Annotated in this window: 16 protein-coding genes; 8 read left to right on the top strand and 8 right to left on the bottom strand. The window is 43.1% G+C overall.

The annotated features are described in order from the left end of the window. Positions 1–39 precede the first annotated feature (39 nt). Together CFR83_RS02155 and CFR83_RS02160 are read right to left on the bottom strand one after the other, a co-directional pair. A complete protein-coding gene (locus CFR83_RS02155) occupies positions 40–618 on the bottom strand; it encodes a Crp/Fnr family transcriptional regulator (protein ID WP_088812328.1) in 579 nt (192 codons plus the stop codon). An 80-nt stretch (positions 619–698) separates the two neighbouring features. Beyond that, positions 699–1076 (bottom strand): DUF2946 domain-containing protein, encoded by a 378-nt coding sequence (locus CFR83_RS02160; RefSeq protein WP_088812330.1) that lies wholly within the window; start codon positions 1074–1076, stop codon positions 699–701. Between the two features lie 101 nt (positions 1077–1177). Here CFR83_RS02160 and CFR83_RS02165 point away from each other — a divergent pair, with 101 nt between their 5' ends. Continuing rightward, on the top strand, positions 1178–1936 hold the full coding sequence (locus CFR83_RS02165) for a metallophosphoesterase family protein (RefSeq protein WP_088812331.1): 759 nt from the start codon (positions 1178–1180) through the stop codon (positions 1934–1936). A 5-nt stretch (positions 1937–1941) separates the two neighbouring features. Next, complete coding sequence (locus CFR83_RS02170; protein WP_088812333.1) at positions 1942–3366, top strand: bifunctional serine/threonine-protein kinase/universal stress protein; 1425 nt, start codon at positions 1942–1944, stop codon at positions 3364–3366. A 5-nt stretch (positions 3367–3371) separates the two neighbouring features. Here CFR83_RS02170 and CFR83_RS02175 read toward each other — a convergent pair whose 3' ends face one another. Further along, positions 3372–4385, bottom strand: a complete 1014-nt coding sequence (locus tag CFR83_RS02175; RefSeq protein ID WP_088812334.1) for a substrate-binding domain-containing protein — start codon at positions 4383–4385, stop codon at positions 3372–3374. Between the two features lie 72 nt (positions 4386–4457). Here CFR83_RS02175 and CFR83_RS02180 point away from each other — a divergent pair, with 72 nt between their 5' ends. The 3 genes from CFR83_RS02180 (at position 4458) to CFR83_RS02190 (ending at position 6758) form a co-directional block, all read left to right on the top strand. Further along, complete coding sequence (locus CFR83_RS02180; protein WP_088812336.1) at positions 4458–5276, top strand: ABC transporter substrate-binding protein; 819 nt, start codon at positions 4458–4460, stop codon at positions 5274–5276. 92 nt (positions 5277–5368) lie between these two features. Further along, positions 5369–6064, top strand: a complete 696-nt coding sequence (locus tag CFR83_RS02185; protein ID WP_165765036.1) for an ABC transporter permease — start codon at positions 5369–5371, stop codon at positions 6062–6064. Next, complete coding sequence (locus CFR83_RS02190) at positions 6057–6758, top strand: ATP-binding cassette domain-containing protein (RefSeq protein ID WP_088812338.1); 702 nt, start codon at positions 6057–6059, stop codon at positions 6756–6758. Before CFR83_RS02185 ends, CFR83_RS02190 begins: the two co-directional genes overlap by 8 nt. A gap of 45 nt (positions 6759–6803) precedes the next feature. Here CFR83_RS02190 and CFR83_RS02195 read toward each other — a convergent pair whose 3' ends face one another. The 3 genes from CFR83_RS02195 to CFR83_RS02205 all read right to left on the bottom strand — a co-directional run bounded on the left by CFR83_RS02195 (position 6804) and on the right by CFR83_RS02205 (position 9292). Next, positions 6804–7400, bottom strand: coding sequence for a DUF3501 family protein (locus CFR83_RS02195; protein ID WP_088812340.1), 597 nt, complete (start codon positions 7398–7400; stop codon positions 6804–6806). 23 nt (positions 7401–7423) lie between these two features. Further along, complete coding sequence (locus tag CFR83_RS02200; RefSeq protein WP_088812342.1) at positions 7424–8761, bottom strand: (Fe-S)-binding protein; 1338 nt, start codon at positions 8759–8761, stop codon at positions 7424–7426. A 102-nt stretch (positions 8762–8863) separates the two neighbouring features. After that, positions 8864–9292, bottom strand: coding sequence for a rubrerythrin family protein (locus CFR83_RS02205; RefSeq protein WP_088812344.1), 429 nt, complete (start codon positions 9290–9292; stop codon positions 8864–8866). A gap of 198 nt (positions 9293–9490) precedes the next feature. Between CFR83_RS02205 and CFR83_RS02210 the strand changes: the two genes are divergently transcribed. Genes CFR83_RS02210 through CFR83_RS02220 form a run of 3 tightly spaced genes read left to right on the top strand, consistent with a single transcriptional unit; the run spans position 9491 to position 13700 of the window. Further along, complete coding sequence (locus tag CFR83_RS02210; RefSeq protein ID WP_088812346.1) at positions 9491–10069, top strand: TMEM165/GDT1 family protein; 579 nt, start codon at positions 9491–9493, stop codon at positions 10067–10069. A gap of 41 nt (positions 10070–10110) precedes the next feature. Next, on the top strand, positions 10111–12702 hold the full coding sequence (gene pepN / locus CFR83_RS02215) for an aminopeptidase N (RefSeq protein ID WP_088812348.1): 2592 nt from the start codon (positions 10111–10113) through the stop codon (positions 12700–12702). Positions 12703–12716: 14 nt separating this feature from the next. Further along, positions 12717–13700, top strand: a complete 984-nt coding sequence (locus CFR83_RS02220; RefSeq protein WP_088812350.1) for a class 1 fructose-bisphosphatase — start codon at positions 12717–12719, stop codon at positions 13698–13700. A 104-nt stretch (positions 13701–13804) separates the two neighbouring features. On the opposite strand, the gene ald is transcribed toward CFR83_RS02220, so the two are convergent. Together ald and CFR83_RS02230 are read right to left on the bottom strand one after the other, a co-directional pair. Beyond that, the gene (ald, locus tag CFR83_RS02225) at positions 13805–14920 is read right to left on the bottom strand and encodes an alanine dehydrogenase (protein ID WP_088812352.1); all 1116 of its coding nucleotides are present in this window, start codon (positions 14918–14920) and stop codon (positions 13805–13807) included. Continuing rightward, positions 14917–16290 (bottom strand): amino acid permease, encoded by a 1374-nt coding sequence (locus CFR83_RS02230; protein ID WP_088812353.1) that lies wholly within the window; start codon positions 16288–16290, stop codon positions 14917–14919. The genes ald and CFR83_RS02230 overlap by 4 nt, the downstream gene beginning before the upstream one ends. Positions 16291–16417: the final 127 nt, after the last annotated feature.

The following is a 16417-nucleotide window of genomic DNA, read 5'->3' on the forward strand; positions in this document are numbered from 1 at the left end:
TCTTCCTGTTAAAAAATAATGTTTTTTTCGTTGTTTTGATTAAGCAGCAATAGCCTGCATCGATTCCACTGATACCGTGAATTGATTTCTGAGATTGCCTCTTGTGCCTTGTACTGGCACTAAGACGCCTTGCTTTCTGAGGCTGGCAATGCAACGGCAGACTGTCTCAATGGTTAAGTCTGTGATGTCTGCAGTTTCTTTGAGTGGGGGCAAAGATAAGTTCTCAGTTTTTTCTGTTGCACTTTTGTTACTGAGCAACTGAACAAACTTCAGAATGCGCTCCATGGCCATGCCGCATCTGAGCGATACAACATCAGATTGGCGCCAGCTTGATTTGATTAATTGCTCAGCTAATGCGTCCGCCAACAGAATTGTTGATTCCTGCCAGACGGAAATTTCACAATCAGTTAATGCATGAGCTTCAAATGCATAAGGTTTGCGCAACAAAACTTCTGCACCCACCAAATCCCCAGCAATTGCCAAATTCGCAAATACTGATTTGTGACTGGCTTGCGCATGATCAAGCCTAACCGTGCCAGTGATAACTTTATATGCAGGGCCAGTTTGGCCAGACTTGTAAATTAAATCGCCCGCTTTGTAACTAATGATTTTTTCCATGACTTACTCGCTTTAATCTTGTTTTGAATGCGCAAGCGCATTCCATACCGAACAACTAGTAATAGTTGTTCCCTTAAGAATTAAGCGAGTGTTGGAGGTGCTCTAGAAGGAAGTGCAACCCAAGCAAATAATGGCTTAGGTGACTTGTAGAAAAGCTGAGGGTAAATGTTGTGTGCTTGTGGCTCAGCGAAGTTCAAAGCGTTATCAATTGGTAAAACATATGCACCGTGAACTAAACAAAATGGGCAGTGCTCATTGGCAACTTGTTGATCATCTGAGCTACTTGCATCAATCACCTGGGTCATTTTGACGCCAGAAGTTGTACAAACCTCAACAGAAATACCTTTGCCAGTATCAGCTACTGCAATTGCTTGGGAAATCGACGGCGCCAATGCTCCCATCAGAATAGCCGCGATGGCCATCCAATGAATCAAGTGACGTTTGATAGAAATTCCCATAGTCAGCGATTTTATATGATTTAGCGTTCTTTTTAGCGAATCGCTCCAAAATCAGGCATTTTTGTCAGAAAATAGAAGACTAGATAACCTATTATTAAAAAATGTCTTCCGAACGCAAAATTGCCCTATTCGCTGATATACACAGCAATCTAGAAGCCTTTGAGGCATGCATTGAGCATGCCGAGCATCAAGGGGCTGATCAATTTGTTTTCTTAGGTGACCTTGTGGGGTACAACGCTGACCCAGTTGCCATTATTGAAAAAGTTGCCGAATTAATTGATAAGAAAAAAGCGATTGCCGTATTAGGCAACCATGATGAGGCGGTCTTTACAGACCACTCTACCCGCATGAATGCCAATGCTTGGGCAGCAATACAGTGGACACGAGACCAATTGGGTGATGATCATGTCGCGTTTTTAAAGGGTCTACCTTTAATTGTGAAAGATGAAGATATTTCATATGTGCACGCGAATGCGTCTAACCCTCATAAATGGGGCTATATCCATGATGGCTTAGCTGCTTGGCATTGCTCCGAAGCTGCCGGCACTCCATATACTTTTGTGGGCCACGTTCATGAGCCAACTGTTTATTACCAAAGCGCAGTTGGCAAGTTAATCCGCTTTATGCCAGGCAATGGCGAAGTAATGCCAATGCCTAAGCACAGAAAATGGGTCACTGTGACAGGATCACTAGGACAACCTCGTGATGGCAATCCAGCCGCCAATTACGCTTTATTTGAACCAGATCAAGAAGTTATTACCTTTAATCGCATAGACTACGATCAGTACAAGGCTGCCGACAAGGTTCATCAAGCAGGCCTTCCTGCCGAGCTAGCCAACCGTTTGTTAACTGGTAAGTAATTCAGATGCCTATCAATAAAGATCTAGAGTCAATTCGCGAAATATTCCAAGAAGGTAACGAAGTCGATGGATTTTTGATTGGTGAGCCGATCCATAAAGGTGGCATGGCTGTTCTTTACCAGGCCACCAAAGAAGGTGTTGATTACCCTATCCTCGTCAAAGTTCCTCGCGTAGGTCGCGATCAACCAGTTGAGAGCTTGATTGGCTTTGAGACTGAGTTAAATATCATGAAGGCCATCAAGAGCCCTTATGTTCCAAGAGTGGCAGGCACTGGCAATATGGCCAAAAAGCCCTACATCGCCATGGAACATTTAGATGGCGTTCCCTTAGATAAGCTTATTAAGGAAGACGGCGGCAAGCTGAGTGATATTGAAAAAACAATTCAGATTGTTTCTAACGTCGCTACAGCCATTGCTACTTTGCATGCGCAAGACGTTATTCACTTAGACATCAAACCTGAAAATATTTTAGTGAGGCCCGACAATCAAATTGCATTGATTGACTTTGGTTTGGCTCACCATGCGCGCTACCCAGATTTACTGGTCGAAGCTATGTACAAAGGGATTGGCTCTGCACCGTATATTTCTCCAGAGCAAGTGATGGGTATACGCAACGACTGGCGAAGTGACATTTTTGCCATTGGTGCAATGCTCTATGAAATGCTGACTGGCGAATACCCATTTGGTTGTCCAGGAACAGTAAGTGGTTTAAAGAAAAGAATGTGGAGCGAACCACTACCCCCACGAGCCATCCGTAAAGAAATTCCACCATGGCTACAAGAAGTTGTCTTGCGGTGCTTAGAACCTTTAGCAGATGATCGCTACCAAAGTGCTAAGCGCTTAGGGCATATTCTGAAAAATCCGCAAAGTATTCAGTTAACTCATCGAGCTGAGAAGATTTATCCCAATAGCACTTGGGACAATATGAAACGTTGGTTTAAAGCTGCTGGCTACCAACCTTCAGAATGCCCACGCCCAAGTGCTGTAGAAGATACTGCACCAGTATTAATCGTGGCGATCGACACCAGACAACACGATGAAGTGTTGCGCGAGCGCATGCAAAATGCCGCCAAACATTTATTACTTGCCTACCCAGAAAGTCGCTTGATTTGCTTGAGTACTATTTCTGGTACACCTACATTTGAAGGTAATAAAGAATCAGAAACTGCCTCAGGTATTGTGCGCAATCACTTGGTCCAACTAATGGAGTGGGCAAAGCCCCTCAAGATGGGTACTGAACGTGTATCTTTCCATGTTCTCGAAGCATTAGATCCTGCATCACGCATTGTTGAATTTGCCAATGACAACAATGCTGCCATGATCATGATTGGCGCCTCACATAAGATTCCAAACAAGGTGGCACCGTGGAGAACTTCAATGACAAAGATTGTCGAAGAAGCTCACTGTAGCGTTCACATTGTTAGAACTTAAATCAATTATTTCTTTTGTCGTAGTTTGACTTCTTGATAGCCTGGCTTGGATCCGGCTGCAGCTCTGATTTTTCGAATCAATTCACTGACAGCACTGCGCTTGATCATGAGTGGTGACATTGCCAAGAAATAGGTTTCATCACCAAGCGGAATAAAGCCTAAACCATACTCAATGGCAACACTCTTCAGACCAACACCAACGTCTGCAGTATCAGCAAGAATGGCCGTTGCAATCGCAGTATGTGTGAACTCTTCTCGTTGATAGCCTTTAATTTTTTGTGCTGCAACGCCTTGTGCATCCAATAACTTATCTAGCAACTGACGAGTGCCAGCACCACGTTGTCTATTAATAAACCTAACTTCAGGTCTAGCCAAATCTTTTAACTGTTTAATCCCTAAAGGATTGCCTTTCGCCACAATCAAACCTTGGCTTCTGCGCATCACTGGATATGCCTGCACCCCTTCTGAGGATAGGCGCTTACGAACTTCAGCAATACTGTCATCATCTGGCACATGAAAACCTGCCAAATCAGCGTCTCCTGAAAGCAAGCGCTCTAATGATTGGCCGGAGCCCATCGTGCGCAACTCAAAAGCATTTAGATCATTAATGGCGTCTTCAAGAATTGGGTCATTACTTGCACACAACAACCACTTTTTATGATCATCGTCATTCAAATGCTCTAACCTTGCCTGCAGGCGTTTCTCTTGCTCTTTGCTAACACCGGCAAATTCTTTTTCAACCTCATCAACAATTTGCAATAGCGTGCTAGCTGCAGTTGTTAATGTTGAGCCATGGCCTTTAACACTCATTAACAATCGACAATCCAAGGCTTTTTCTGCGGCTTTCAAACGATTCCACAAAGTTCGATAAGACATATCCATGATCTCAGCTGCAGATTGCAAGGATCTACCATCCTGAACCCCCCTCAATAGACCCGCCACCCAAGTCAAATCGATGGTATCGGTAAGCCTTTGGTGCTTTCTATGGATATGAACGCTCGGTTTTATCTTAATTTGCATATGAAATTTGTTGCATATTGATAATGTCTAAATGTTTGTTGATGATATAGCTATATTTACTTTGGAGACAATATGAAACGACGTTCCGTTTTAAGACTAAGTGTTTTGGCTATTTTTGCTTTTTCAGGCATTAGCTTGGCAAATGCTCAAAAGAGCATTGTGGTTTCTTCTACAACCTCGACAGAGCAATCTGGTTTATTCAAACATTTATTACCTGTTTTTGAGAAAAAAACAGGTATTCAGGTCAAAGTGGTAGCGGTTGGTACTGGCCAAGCGCTCGATATTGGTCGCCGCGGTGATGCAGATGTTGTGTTTGTTCACGATAAAGTTGCTGAAGAAAAGTTTGTAGCAGAAGGTTTTGCGCCAAACCGTATTGAAGTGATGTACAACGACTTTGTACTCATCGGCCCTAAGGCTGACCCAGCCAAAATTAATGGCGGCAAAGATATTCAAGCTGCGCTTAAAAAGATTGCAGATTCCAAATCAGCATTTGTGTCACGTGGCGACAAGAGCGGCACACACGCTGCTGAATTACGTTACTGGAAGGCTGCTGGTGTTGATGTTTCAGCAACACAACCTTGGTACAAAGAAACTGGCTCAGGCATGGGTCCCGCTCTTAATACCGCTTCTGGTATGAATGGTTACATCTTGTCAGACCGTGCTACATGGCTCACATTCAAAAACCGTGGCGACCTAGCAATTTTGGTGCAAGGTGATCCAAGGTTATTTAATCAATATGGCGTGATGTTAGTTAGCCCGCGTAAACACTCACACGTGAAACACGTTGAGGGTCAAGCATTCATTGACTGGATCATCTCAAAAGAAGGTCAAGCCACAATTGCTAGCTACCAAGTGGGCGGGGAACAACTATTCTTCCCTAACGCCAAATAATTACTAACAATAATTATTAACTTTTGTAGCATTTATTCCTAATCTTTCAGCCCCGCTCTCATGCGGGGCTGAAAAACCATTAAGCTAGCGTCATGTTCACAGCTTTTAGCGATGCTTTTTCTCTGTTAGAAACAATGGATGCCAATTTACTTGGTATTGTTTTTGTTTCTTTACAAGTAAGTCTCACCGCACTTGTGATTGGCTGTGTGATTGGCATGCCTTTGGGTGCCCTCATCGCCATTAAAAATTTTCCAGGCAGGCAAGGCATCGTAGTTGTTCTCAATAGCCTAATGGGTGTTCCAACGGTGATTGTTGGGGTAGTCATTTATTTACTGCTTTCAAGAACTGGTCCACTTGGCGAGTTGAACTGGTTGTTCACGCCCAAGGGGATGATGCTGGCACAAAGTGTCCTCACCACACCACTGATTGCAGCCCTGACTCGCCAAACGATTGAGGATGCCTGGCATATCCACGGAGAAACAATGTCAGCACTACGCTTACCAGTTTTAGCAAAACTAAAGTGGCTGATGTGGGATTGCCGTTTTTCCCTATCGATTGCCTTACTTGCCGGCTTTGCAAGAGCGATTTCCGAAGTCGGCGCTGTAATGATTGTTGGCGGCAACATCGACCGCGCTACACGCACCATGACAACTGCTATTGCACTTGAAACCAGCAAAGGTGATTTACCTTTGGCTCTAGCACTGGGCATCGTTTTACTGGGGGTAGTTCTTTTTGCTAATTTAATGACTTCTGTCATTAAATCAATTGCCGAGCGTCGCTATGGGTAATATCCAACCGATGATTACCCTGCATGACATCAGCGTTTCTAGGGATGAACGCCAGATACTATCTATTACGGCACACATACCAACTACTGGGATCACAGCAGTCATAGGTCCTAACGGCTCAGGTAAAACAACTTTATTAAAACTATTACATGGTTTGATAGAAGCTGATGAAGGTAGTTACTCACCAGGCTCTCAGCAATTAGGTTCTGCTTTAGTGCTTCATCACACACCACTTATCAAGGCCAGTGTTCGCTGTAACTTAGCCATGGTGAGAGATAGCTCATCAAACACCAAAATTACTGAAAGTGATATTGACTCAGCGTTAGCATCTGTAGGCTTGAGCCACTTAAAAAATCAATCTGCCCTTAAGCTCTCTGCCGGAGAACGCCAACGCTTAAGCTTAGCCCGCGCAAAATTGCAACGCCCTCAAGTGATTTTGCTCGATGAACCAACCGCCAATCTTGATCCTAGTACCACGGAGCAAGTAGAGACCATTATTAAAAATCTGGCTCTAGAAGGATGCGGCGTGATATTTACGTCTCACCATCTTGGCCAAGTGCAATCACTGTCCGATCAGGTTGTTTTCTTAGCAGATGGTCAGTGTTTAGAAGTTTCGAATACAGAAAACTTTTTTAAACACCCTCAATCAGATCAAGCCAAGAAGTTTATTCATCGAGAATTAGGCTGGAAATAAATAATGCCGCATCAGCGGCATTATTTATTTTTACTAATTAGCTTGTTAATTCAGATCTTGAATCAATGAAGCCAAGGTTTCTGCAGGTAAAGACTCAACGTGGAATGGATATTCTTTATGATCACAGCCCACCTTCATCTGCGCCCCGCCTTTTAATGACTTTCTCATATCATCAGTCAACTCGAATCTTAAGAAATGAACTGATGATGTTTTTTCTGCAGTTGTACGATCAAGATCTTCATTGGCAATGGCGTAGACACGAGGTTGCCCTTCTACTTCAACAAAAACTCGATCTTCCACACCAATCAGTTTGGCTAAAGCAATCTTGCGATCTGCTTCATTGACATACTCCAACTTCATGGTTACTTTGAAGTTCGTGCCATCAGGCACTAGAGCATTGTAGGTATCCATTTCATCCTGAATACCTTCATCTTCAAAGATTTTTTCAACACGTAACATTTCTTGTATTTGATACTGCATCAAGAATTTACTCTCGAAAATCATATTGAGATGCTCTCCTAACATGACTGTTCTCTTTTTGCGTTCTGCAATTGCTTGCTGACGCATCTCTGGGCGCGCTTTGTAATAAGCTTCTAATGTTAAGAGTTCTTCGCGCTTAATTTTTCCCATTGTTGTCTCCATCTACCCACTCCTAATAATGTTGATTAAAGGCCATAAGCCTTAGCCAAAAGAGAAATCGGATGAGCCATTTGTGACTTCTTCATGCCGTTTTCTTCAATACCTTGTTCAATGTGATGACCAGCCAACTGACAGTCAGAACTAATGAAGTCTGGTTCTGTGCTTGCCATGTTTTTAAATACTGGCTTACCAATCTTCATCGCAGTCTTGTGGAACTCTTTTTTGACACCCCAAGTACCAGCATGTCCAGAGCAGCGCTCGACCACATTCACCTCAGTACCAGGAATCATTTGTAGAGTTTCTGCAGTTTTCTTACCCACGTTTTGTACACGCAAGTGACATGGCACGTGGTAACTCACTTTACCCAACTCAACCTTAAAGTCAGTTTTTAGCAAACCATCTTTATTGCGTGCAATAAAGTACTCAAACGGATCCCACATCGCATCTTTCACCAATTGCACATCTTCTTCATCTGGGAACATTAATGGCAATTCTTGTTTAAACATCAATGTGCATGATGGGATTGGGGTGACGATGGCATAACCCTCTCTGGCCAACTTCACCAATTGTGGAATATTGATATCTTTATTCTTAGCCACAGACTCAAGGTCACCCAACTCTAACTTAGGCATACCGCAACAAGCATCCTTCTCTACCAACTTGTATGGAATCTCATTGTGAGCCAATAGCTTCAATAAATCCTGACCAATGCCTGGCTCGTTGTAGTTGATAAAGCATGTTGAGTACACAGCCACTTTGCCAGGTGTTTTTTCACCATCTTTAACTGGCCATGCAGCTGACTCTTTTGCCACTTGCTTAAAAGTTTGTGGCGCATAGCTAGGAATCCAAGCATTTTTATCAACGCCTAAAGTTGCTTCCATCACGTTACGCATCACCTTAGTGCTGTTCACAGCATTCACGGTTTGCGTGACGATTGGAATACCCGCAAAGCTACCTAATTTATCTGTTGAAGATAAAACGTTATCTCTGAAGCTGGTTTCACCATTTTTATGTTTGATTGCCTTAGCGCGCAACATCAAGTGCGGGAAGTCTAAGTTCCAAACATGCGGCGGCGTATATGGGCACTTAGTCATGTAGCAAAGATCACACAAGTAGCATTGATCGACGACTTTGTCGTAATCCTTTTTATCAACACCATGAACCTCACCATCTGCAGTGGCATCAACTAGATCAAAGAGCGTCGGAAATGAGCCACAAAGACTCACGCAACGGCGACAGCCATGACAAATATCAAAGACGCGTTCCATTTCCGCATTGAGAGAATCTTGATTATAAAAATCAGGATTCTTCCAATCTAATGGGTGTCTGGTTGGAGCTTCTAAGTTACCTTCACGTTGACTCATGATCTCTTCCTTTTGTAGTTGTTGTTTGGGAAATTTTCGATTAATAAGACTCTTTATGAGAGCTCCGAGGTCAAAACCTCAGAGCTCCTTAAAAAGCCTTAATTAAGCACCTAGTGCCTCAAGAGCTTTTTGGTAGCGGTTAGCGTGTGAACGCTCTGCTTTTGCCAAAGTCTCGAACCAGTCAGCGATTTCATCGAAACCTTCTTCACGAGCAATCTTGGCCATGCCAGGATACATATCTGTGTACTCGTGTGTTTCACCATGAATAGCTGCTTCTAGAGCTTCTTTTGGTGTACGACCAGGCATACCTGTACCAGGCTCACCTGCGCCACCTTCAATCAAAAACTCCATGTGACCATGTGCATGGCCTGTTTCGCCTTCAGCTGTAGAACGGAACAATGCTGCAACATCATTCTCACCAGCGATGTCACACATGTTCGCGAAATACAAATAGCGACGGTTAGCTTGAGACTCACCCGCAAATGCGTCTTTCAAGCTTTGTTCAGTTTTACTACCTTTTAATGTTGGCATATTTCACTCCTATCGATAGATTGAACTTCTAAGTCGGTTACGATAGCTATCTACGTTGTAAAAATTGACCGTTGGTAGCTATCAAACTAGACGGGCGTAGTTTATGTCTAAAACAGATTGATAGTTAAATTGTATTTATTAATTTTTATGATAGTTTTTAACTAAATTGGATTTAATCCAATAACCTATTGTTTTTAAATGGATTTTAATTATTTTTTGTTAGCCACAAGCATTGTTGCCTTGGCTGAAATCGGGGATAAAACCCAACTTTTGTCCTTAATGCTGTCCGCTAAGTACAAAGATCATCACTGGGCCATTATTGGGGGCATCTTTATTGCCACTATTTTGAATCATGCCCTAGCGGCCCTTTTAGGTAGCGCCATTTCTGCATGGCTAAGCCCTGATGTGATGCGTTGGATCCTGGGTGCTGGATTTATCGCCCTAGGTCTATGGCTACTTATTCCAGATAAGTTAGACGGCGATGAAAACACGCCCACCACACACAATAGTTGGAAAGTTTTCACAATCACCACGTCATTATTTTTCATGGCAGAAATGGGAGATAAAACCCAAGTCGCTACTGTGGCTTTAGGAGCTCGCTATGATGATTTACTGGCGGTGGTAACAGGCACAACGGTTGGCATGATGCTTGCAAATGCTCCTGCTGTTTGGTTGGGCAAGAAATTTACTAGGGCTTTACCAATCAAATGGGTTCACAGCATTGCTGCAATTATTTTTATAGCAATTGGTGTGGGCACTTTATTGATTCAGTATTAATGAGATACAACAGCACCACTAAATAATTAGAGAGACACCTGATGGCACGAACAGAAACACCAGTTACTTTTTTGAGAAGTGATTACAAAGAACCTGCTTTCACCATCAAATCAGTTGACTTAGATATTGCACTCATTCCAGCAAGAACGATTGTGGTCAATCGCATGATGATGCAAAGAAGTGCTGGTAGCCAAAATCAACCATTGGTATTACATGGTGAAGAACAAGAGTTGGTCAGCGTGCGCGTCAACGGTGAAATTATTCGCGAATATGAATTAACCCCACAAAGTTTGACACTGCATAATTTGCCAGACAACTTTGAACTAAGCATCACTAGCGCCAACGCACCAGAAAAAAACACTACCCTAATGGGGTTGTATGTATCCAATGGCAACTTCTTCACGCAATGTGAGGCAGAAGGCTTTCGCAGAATCACTTACTTCTTAGATCGCCCAGATGTGATGGCCACTTACCAGGTAACACTGCGCGCTCTTAAAAATGATTTCCCTGTATTGTTATCGAACGGGAACTTAATCAAACAAGAAGAGTTAGGCAATGGTTGGCACAGCGCTGTTTGGCAAGATCCGTTTCCTAAACCATCGTATTTATTTGCGCTAGTTGCAGGCAAGCTGCAAGCCATTCAACGCACCATTAAGAGCCAATCAGGCAAAGAGAAACTCCTCCAAGTTTGGGTTGAATCCAAAGACTTAGATAAAACTGAGCATGCTATGGACTCTTTGATTGCCTCAATCAAGTGGGATGAGGAGCGCTTTGGCTTAGAACTTGACCTTGATCGCTTCATGATTGTTGCAGTTGGCGACTTCAATATGGGAGCCATGGAAAATAAAGGCTTAAATATCTTTAACACTAAGTTTGTTTTAGCCAAACCAGAGACTGCCAGTGATGTTGATTACGGCAACGTTGAGAGCGTTGTAGCTCATGAGTATTTCCATAACTGGACAGGTAATCGCGTTACTTGCAGAGACTGGTTCCAACTATCCCTTAAGGAAGGTCTGACTGTTTTTAGAGATCAGGAGTTTTCAGCGGATCAAATGGGCAGTGAATCTGGTCGAGCAGTCAAACGAATTGAAGATGTTCGTGTATTACGCCAAGTACAGTTCCCAGAAGATGCTGGCCCAATGGCTCACCCTATTCGCCCAGACAGTTACCAAGAAATCAATAACTTCTACACAGTCACTGTTTATGAAAAGGGCTCTGAAGTTGTGCGCATGCAACAAACTCTCTTAGGTCGTGAGGGTTTTCGCAAAGGCATGGATTTGTACTTCAAGCGTCACGATGGTCAAGCAGTCACGTGTGATGATTTTGTTGCAGCGATGGCAGATGCCAATCAAAAAGACCTCACACAATTTAAGCGTTGGTATAGCCAAGCAGGTACTCCACGCGTGAAAGTAGAAGAATCATTTGTATCAGGCACTTACCAAGTGACATTGACTCAATCTTGCCCAGCGACTCCAGGACAAGATAAAAAAGAGCCCTTTCATATCCCATTGCTGTACCGTTTGATTGGTGACTCAGCAAGTTCAGAACAATTATTTGAACTAACAGAATCATCACAAACAATTACAGTGCCAGGACTTTCTAAGAAGCCTGTTTTATCGATCAACAGAAACTTTTCTGCACCGGTTGTTCTAGATTTTGAGCAACCCGAATCTGAATTGCTCATCTTGCTAAAAGAAGATGATGATGCATTCAATCGCTGGGAAGCTGCGCAAAAGCTTTTCATGAGAAGCATCCTTAATGGTAAGGCACTAGACGCCGAGCTTGTATCAGCGCTCAGAGCAATTTTGCGTGATGCTGCTTTAGATCCAGCCTTTAAGGATTTATTGTTTACATTGCCTGCTGAGAGTTATCTGTACGAACAAGTGAGCGTGATTGATCCTCAAGCGATTCATCAAGCACGTCGTCAAGTTCGTGGGCAGCTAGCCACTGCATTACAAGATGATTGGCTCTGGGCTTACCAAGAACATCAAACTCCAGGCAGCTATAAACCAGATGCCAAAAGTGCCGGCAAACGATCATTGAAAAACTTGGCTTTGAATATGTTGGCAGATAGCGGTTATACAAAGACTGATGACATCGCTTTTGCACAATACCAATCAGCCAACAACATGACTGATCAATATGGTGCTCTAGCAGTTTTAGTGAATTTCTCATTAAGTCATGCACAGGCATGCTTGAGCAACTTCCATGAGCAATTTAAATCAGACGCCTTGGTGATTGATAAGTGGTTTGCTTTACAAGCCACCCGTCAGATTGATCTTCAAGATACAAGCGCCGTTCTAACAAATGTTTTAGCGCTCAGAAAGCATCCAGACTTTAATATTAAAAACCCTAACCGAGCTCGTAGCTTGATTCATGCGTTCTGCATGAATAATCCTGGCGCATTCCATCAACCTTCTGCAGAAACCTACCAATTTTGGGCAGAGCATGTGATTGAACTCAATCACATCAATCCCCAAGTGGCAGCCAGATTGGCAAGAGCTCTGGATCGCTGGAAACAATTTGCACCAAATTATCAAGTTCATATGAAATCAGCACTAGAATTCATATCTAAGCAAATGAATTTATCTTCAGATGTAGCTGAAGTGATTCAAAAAGCACTTAATAGTTGATTAGAAAGAAATATATGTCGCAAGGCACCACCTTTACACAGCACATCACCTCACTAGGCAGCAAAGATGCCAATATTCCAGCATCTTTACTCGTATCAGTAGCCAATGCCTGCAAATTAATTGCCAAACAGGTAGAACAAGGTGCGCTCGCTGGAATTATTGGTTCGGCAGGCAGTGGCAATGTGCAAGGTGAAACTCAACAAAAACTAGACATCATCTCCAATGACATTCTTTTAGAAGCTTGCGGTAAAGATGCCACATTGGCAGGCATGGCCTCAGAAGAAATGGAAACAATCTTCCCTGCCAACAAGAATGGCAGTTTTTTACTACTATTTGACCCACTCGATGGCTCATCCAATATCGATGTCAACGTATCGATTGGTACGATTTTCTCTATCCTGAAGAAAAAGACAGCTGGCGATTTAACCGAGAAAGATTTCTTGCAAGCTGGCGTTGACCAAGTGGCATCAGGTTATGTCGTGTACGGCCCACAAACAACTTTGGTCTACACCACCGGTCAAGGCGTCCATATGTTTACCTTGGACCACGAAACTGGTGAGTTCTTATTAATCAAAGAGAATATTCAAATATCTCCTGATACCAAAGAATTCGCCATCAATATGTCGAATATGCGTCACTGGGATCAACCAGTTAAACGCTATGTGGATGAGTGTCTTGCTGGCGTTGAAGGCACACGTCAAAAAGATTTCAACATGCGTTGGATTGCTTCTATGGTGGCTGATGTGCATCGCATTTTGTGCCGTGGTGGTGTATTCATGTATCCATGGGATAAACGTGACCCAAGCAAACCAGGCAAGCTGCGTTTGATGTACGAGGCCAACCCAATGAGCTTTTTAATTGAACAAGCCGGCGGAGCATCTGTTAATGGCAAAGAACGTATCATGACTTTGCCAGCAGAAAAACTACATCAACGTGTTTCTGTTGTTTTGGGCTCAAAAAACGAAGTAGATTTGATTCAGAAATATCATCAAGCTTAAGTTTGAGCTTAGGTTTGAGTTTGATCTTAAATTTTTAGTTCTATGAAAAAAGCCTCATATTAGATATGAGGCTTTTTGTTGAGTGACTTATTTCTTTATTTTGCTCAATGCAAAATTGCCGCAGGTGCCACGTAGTCTAATCCATGAGCTCTTGCAACCGCTTCACAAGTCACATTACCTTGATAGACATTCAACCCATTTAATAAATGGTGGTTTGCCTTTAGTGCTTGATGAACACCTCTATTAGCCAACTCCAAAATAAATGGTGCGGTGGCATTTGTTAAAGCCATTGTTGATGTTCTAGCTACTGCGCCAGGCATATTTGCAACGCAATAATGAATCACATCATCAATCTGATAAGTGGGCTCTTGATGGGTAGTTGGATGAGATGTTTCAAAACAACCTCCTTGGTCAATTGCCACATCCACAATCACAGAACCAGGTTTCATTTCAGAGACCATCTTTCTCGTGACTAATTTAGGCGCCGACCCGCCCGGTACTAGAACACTACCAATCACGACATCAGCGCTTAAGACTGAACGCTCAATGTCAGCCATACTTGAATAGAGTGTATTGATTCTATTGCCGTAGATAGCGTCCAACTCTCTTAAGCGATCAATGTTTTTATCCAAAATAGTTACATGAGACCCCAAACCTACCGCCATCTGTAAAGCTGAACTACCTACTACCCCAGCACCCAAAATCACCACATTTGCTGCGGACACTCCAGGTACGCCAGCCAACAATAACGCTCGCCCACCATTTGATTTTTCTAAATGATGTGCAGCCGCTTGTACAGACATTCTGCCAGCCACCTCACTCATAGGAGCTAGAAGAGGCAATCTACCGTTAGCACTTGTAACCGTCTCATAAGCAATGCAAATTGCATTAGATTGAATCAGGGCTTGAGTCTGATTCAGGTCAGGCGCCAAATGCAAATAGGTGAACAGAGTTTGTCCTGATCTCAACATCATGCACTCCTCTGGCTGAGGCTCTTTGACTTTAACCACCATATCAGCTTGCGCAAATACATCTTTAGGGCAATCCACCATGGATGCACCAGCCATCACATAATGCTCATCCATAAAACCTATTGCCTCACCAGCTTTTCTTTCAACCAAGATGTCGTGACCCCAACGCTTTAACTCACTAACTAAGTCTGGTGTTAAGCCAACACGGTATTCGTGATTTTTAACTTCTTTAGGCACTCCCACAATCATGATGTTCTCCTCTCTTTTTTATGTAAACCAAAAACAAAATACAAAACTGTTAAACCAATCAAAATCGGTGGCCCCACATAGAAAGCCATACGGGTCATTTCTGAATAAGCCATCAAGCCAATCACAAAGACCACAAAGAAAATGGCAAACCAAGAACCGTATGGCCACAAGATGGCTCTGTATGGCAAAGCACCCGCCTCTTCTTTAGATAAAGATTTTCTGAAACGAATTTGCGTGTACAAGATCGCAATCCATACCAACAGACCAATCAAGGTCACAGCGGCGGTGATCCACTGGAATGCTTTCTCTGGCACAAAGTAGTTCAATGCCACGCCCAATGTGGGTAATAAGGCAGTCATCACAATGGCTTTGGCAGGCACACCTGCAGTAGATAACTCAGAAAATATTTTTGGAGCATTACCTACTTTTGATAGGCCCAACAACAAGCGTCCGCCACTAAATAAGCCTGCATTGCAAGATGACAAAGCTGCGGTAATCACCACAAAGTTAATCACCCCAGCAGCCTCACGCAAACCCATGCTCTCAAACATTGCTACAAATGGGCTGCCTTGTTGACCAACTTGATGCCACGGGAAGATGGCCATGATCACAAACAATGCGCCAACGTAGAAAATCAAAATACGCCACGCCAAAGAGTCAATCGCCATCGGAATTGTTTTAGTTGGGTTCTCGGCTTCTCCAGCAGATAAACCTATCATTTCAATACCAACATAGGCAAACAAGACCATTTGCAATGAGAGTAAGAATCCACCCACTCCATTCGGGAAAATGCCCCCGTGCTGCCAAAGATTAGCCATACCAATTGGCTCACCACCATTACCAAGACCAAAGAAAATCATGGCGCAACCAATTGCTATCATGCAAATAATCGCAACGACTTTGATTAGAGAAAACCAGAACTCAAATTCGCCAAAAACCTTTACGGCAACAAAATTAATACCTGCCATGGCGATGATGGAGCTGAGAGCCCAAATCCATTGAGGCACATCTGGAAACCACATGGTCATATAAACGCCAACTGCAGTGACTTCAGCTAAGCCCACCACAATCCAATAAGTCCAATAACCCCAACCAACCAAATAACCTGCTAGCGGTCCAATGTATCTACCAGCATAGTGAGCAAAAGAACCAGCGACTGGTTCATGTACAGCCATCTCACCCAAAGCTCTTAAAACAATAAAAGCAACTAAACCAGCCAATATGTAACCCAAAATAATGGATGGGCCAGCCAACTGAATAGCCGTTGCCGAACCTAAAAATAGTCCTACGCCAATCGTGGACCCTAATGCCATCAGACGTATATGTCGCGGCTGTAGACTTCTCTTTAAACCATGGTTGTCATGCACCATTTCTCTCCTCTAGTTATCAATCGGAAAATAGAGTGAGCAGAATAGGAGCCATGTACTGCGTTGTATATGGCTAATAAATATTGAATATATTTAATCTGACAAATATGTCAGAGGGTTATTTTGAAGA

It is taken from the genome of Polynucleobacter victoriensis, assembly GCF_900187875.1.
GTDB lineage: Bacteria > Pseudomonadota > Gammaproteobacteria > Burkholderiales > Burkholderiaceae > Polynucleobacter > Polynucleobacter victoriensis.

Coding starts and splice junctions, on each gene's coding strand:
- CFR83_RS02175 (WP_088812334.1), bottom strand. CDS start 4,385: ATGCAAATTAAGATAAAACCGAGCGTTCATATCCATAGAAAGCACCAA.
- CFR83_RS02210 (WP_088812346.1), top strand. CDS start 9,491: ATGGATTTTAATTATTTTTTGTTAGCCACAAGCATTGTTGCCTTGGCT.
- CFR83_RS02200 (WP_088812342.1), bottom strand. CDS start 8,761: ATGAGTCAACGTGAAGGTAACTTAGAAGCTCCAACCAGACACCCATTA.
- CFR83_RS02190 (WP_088812338.1), top strand. CDS start 6,057: ATGGGTAATATCCAACCGATGATTACCCTGCATGACATCAGCGTTTCT.
- pepN (WP_088812348.1), top strand. CDS start 10,111: ATGGCACGAACAGAAACACCAGTTACTTTTTTGAGAAGTGATTACAAA.
- CFR83_RS02195 (WP_088812340.1), bottom strand. CDS start 7,400: ATGGAGACAACAATGGGAAAAATTAAGCGCGAAGAACTCTTAACATTA.
- CFR83_RS02160 (WP_088812330.1), bottom strand. CDS start 1,076: ATGGGAATTTCTATCAAACGTCACTTGATTCATTGGATGGCCATCGCG.
- ald (WP_088812352.1), bottom strand. CDS start 14,920: ATGATTGTGGGAGTGCCTAAAGAAGTTAAAAATCACGAATACCGTGTT.
- CFR83_RS02180 (WP_088812336.1), top strand. CDS start 4,458: ATGAAACGACGTTCCGTTTTAAGACTAAGTGTTTTGGCTATTTTTGCT.
- CFR83_RS02220 (WP_088812350.1), top strand. CDS start 12,717: ATGTCGCAAGGCACCACCTTTACACAGCACATCACCTCACTAGGCAGC.
- CFR83_RS02205 (WP_088812344.1), bottom strand. CDS start 9,292: ATGCCAACATTAAAAGGTAGTAAAACTGAACAAAGCTTGAAAGACGCA.
- CFR83_RS02185 (WP_165765036.1), top strand. CDS start 5,369: ATGTTCACAGCTTTTAGCGATGCTTTTTCTCTGTTAGAAACAATGGAT.
- CFR83_RS02170 (WP_088812333.1), top strand. CDS start 1,942: ATGCCTATCAATAAAGATCTAGAGTCAATTCGCGAAATATTCCAAGAA.
- CFR83_RS02155 (WP_088812328.1), bottom strand. CDS start 618: ATGGAAAAAATCATTAGTTACAAAGCGGGCGATTTAATTTACAAGTCT.
- CFR83_RS02165 (WP_088812331.1), top strand. CDS start 1,178: ATGTCTTCCGAACGCAAAATTGCCCTATTCGCTGATATACACAGCAAT.
- CFR83_RS02230 (WP_088812353.1), bottom strand. CDS start 16,290: ATGGTGCATGACAACCATGGTTTAAAGAGAAGTCTACAGCCGCGACAT.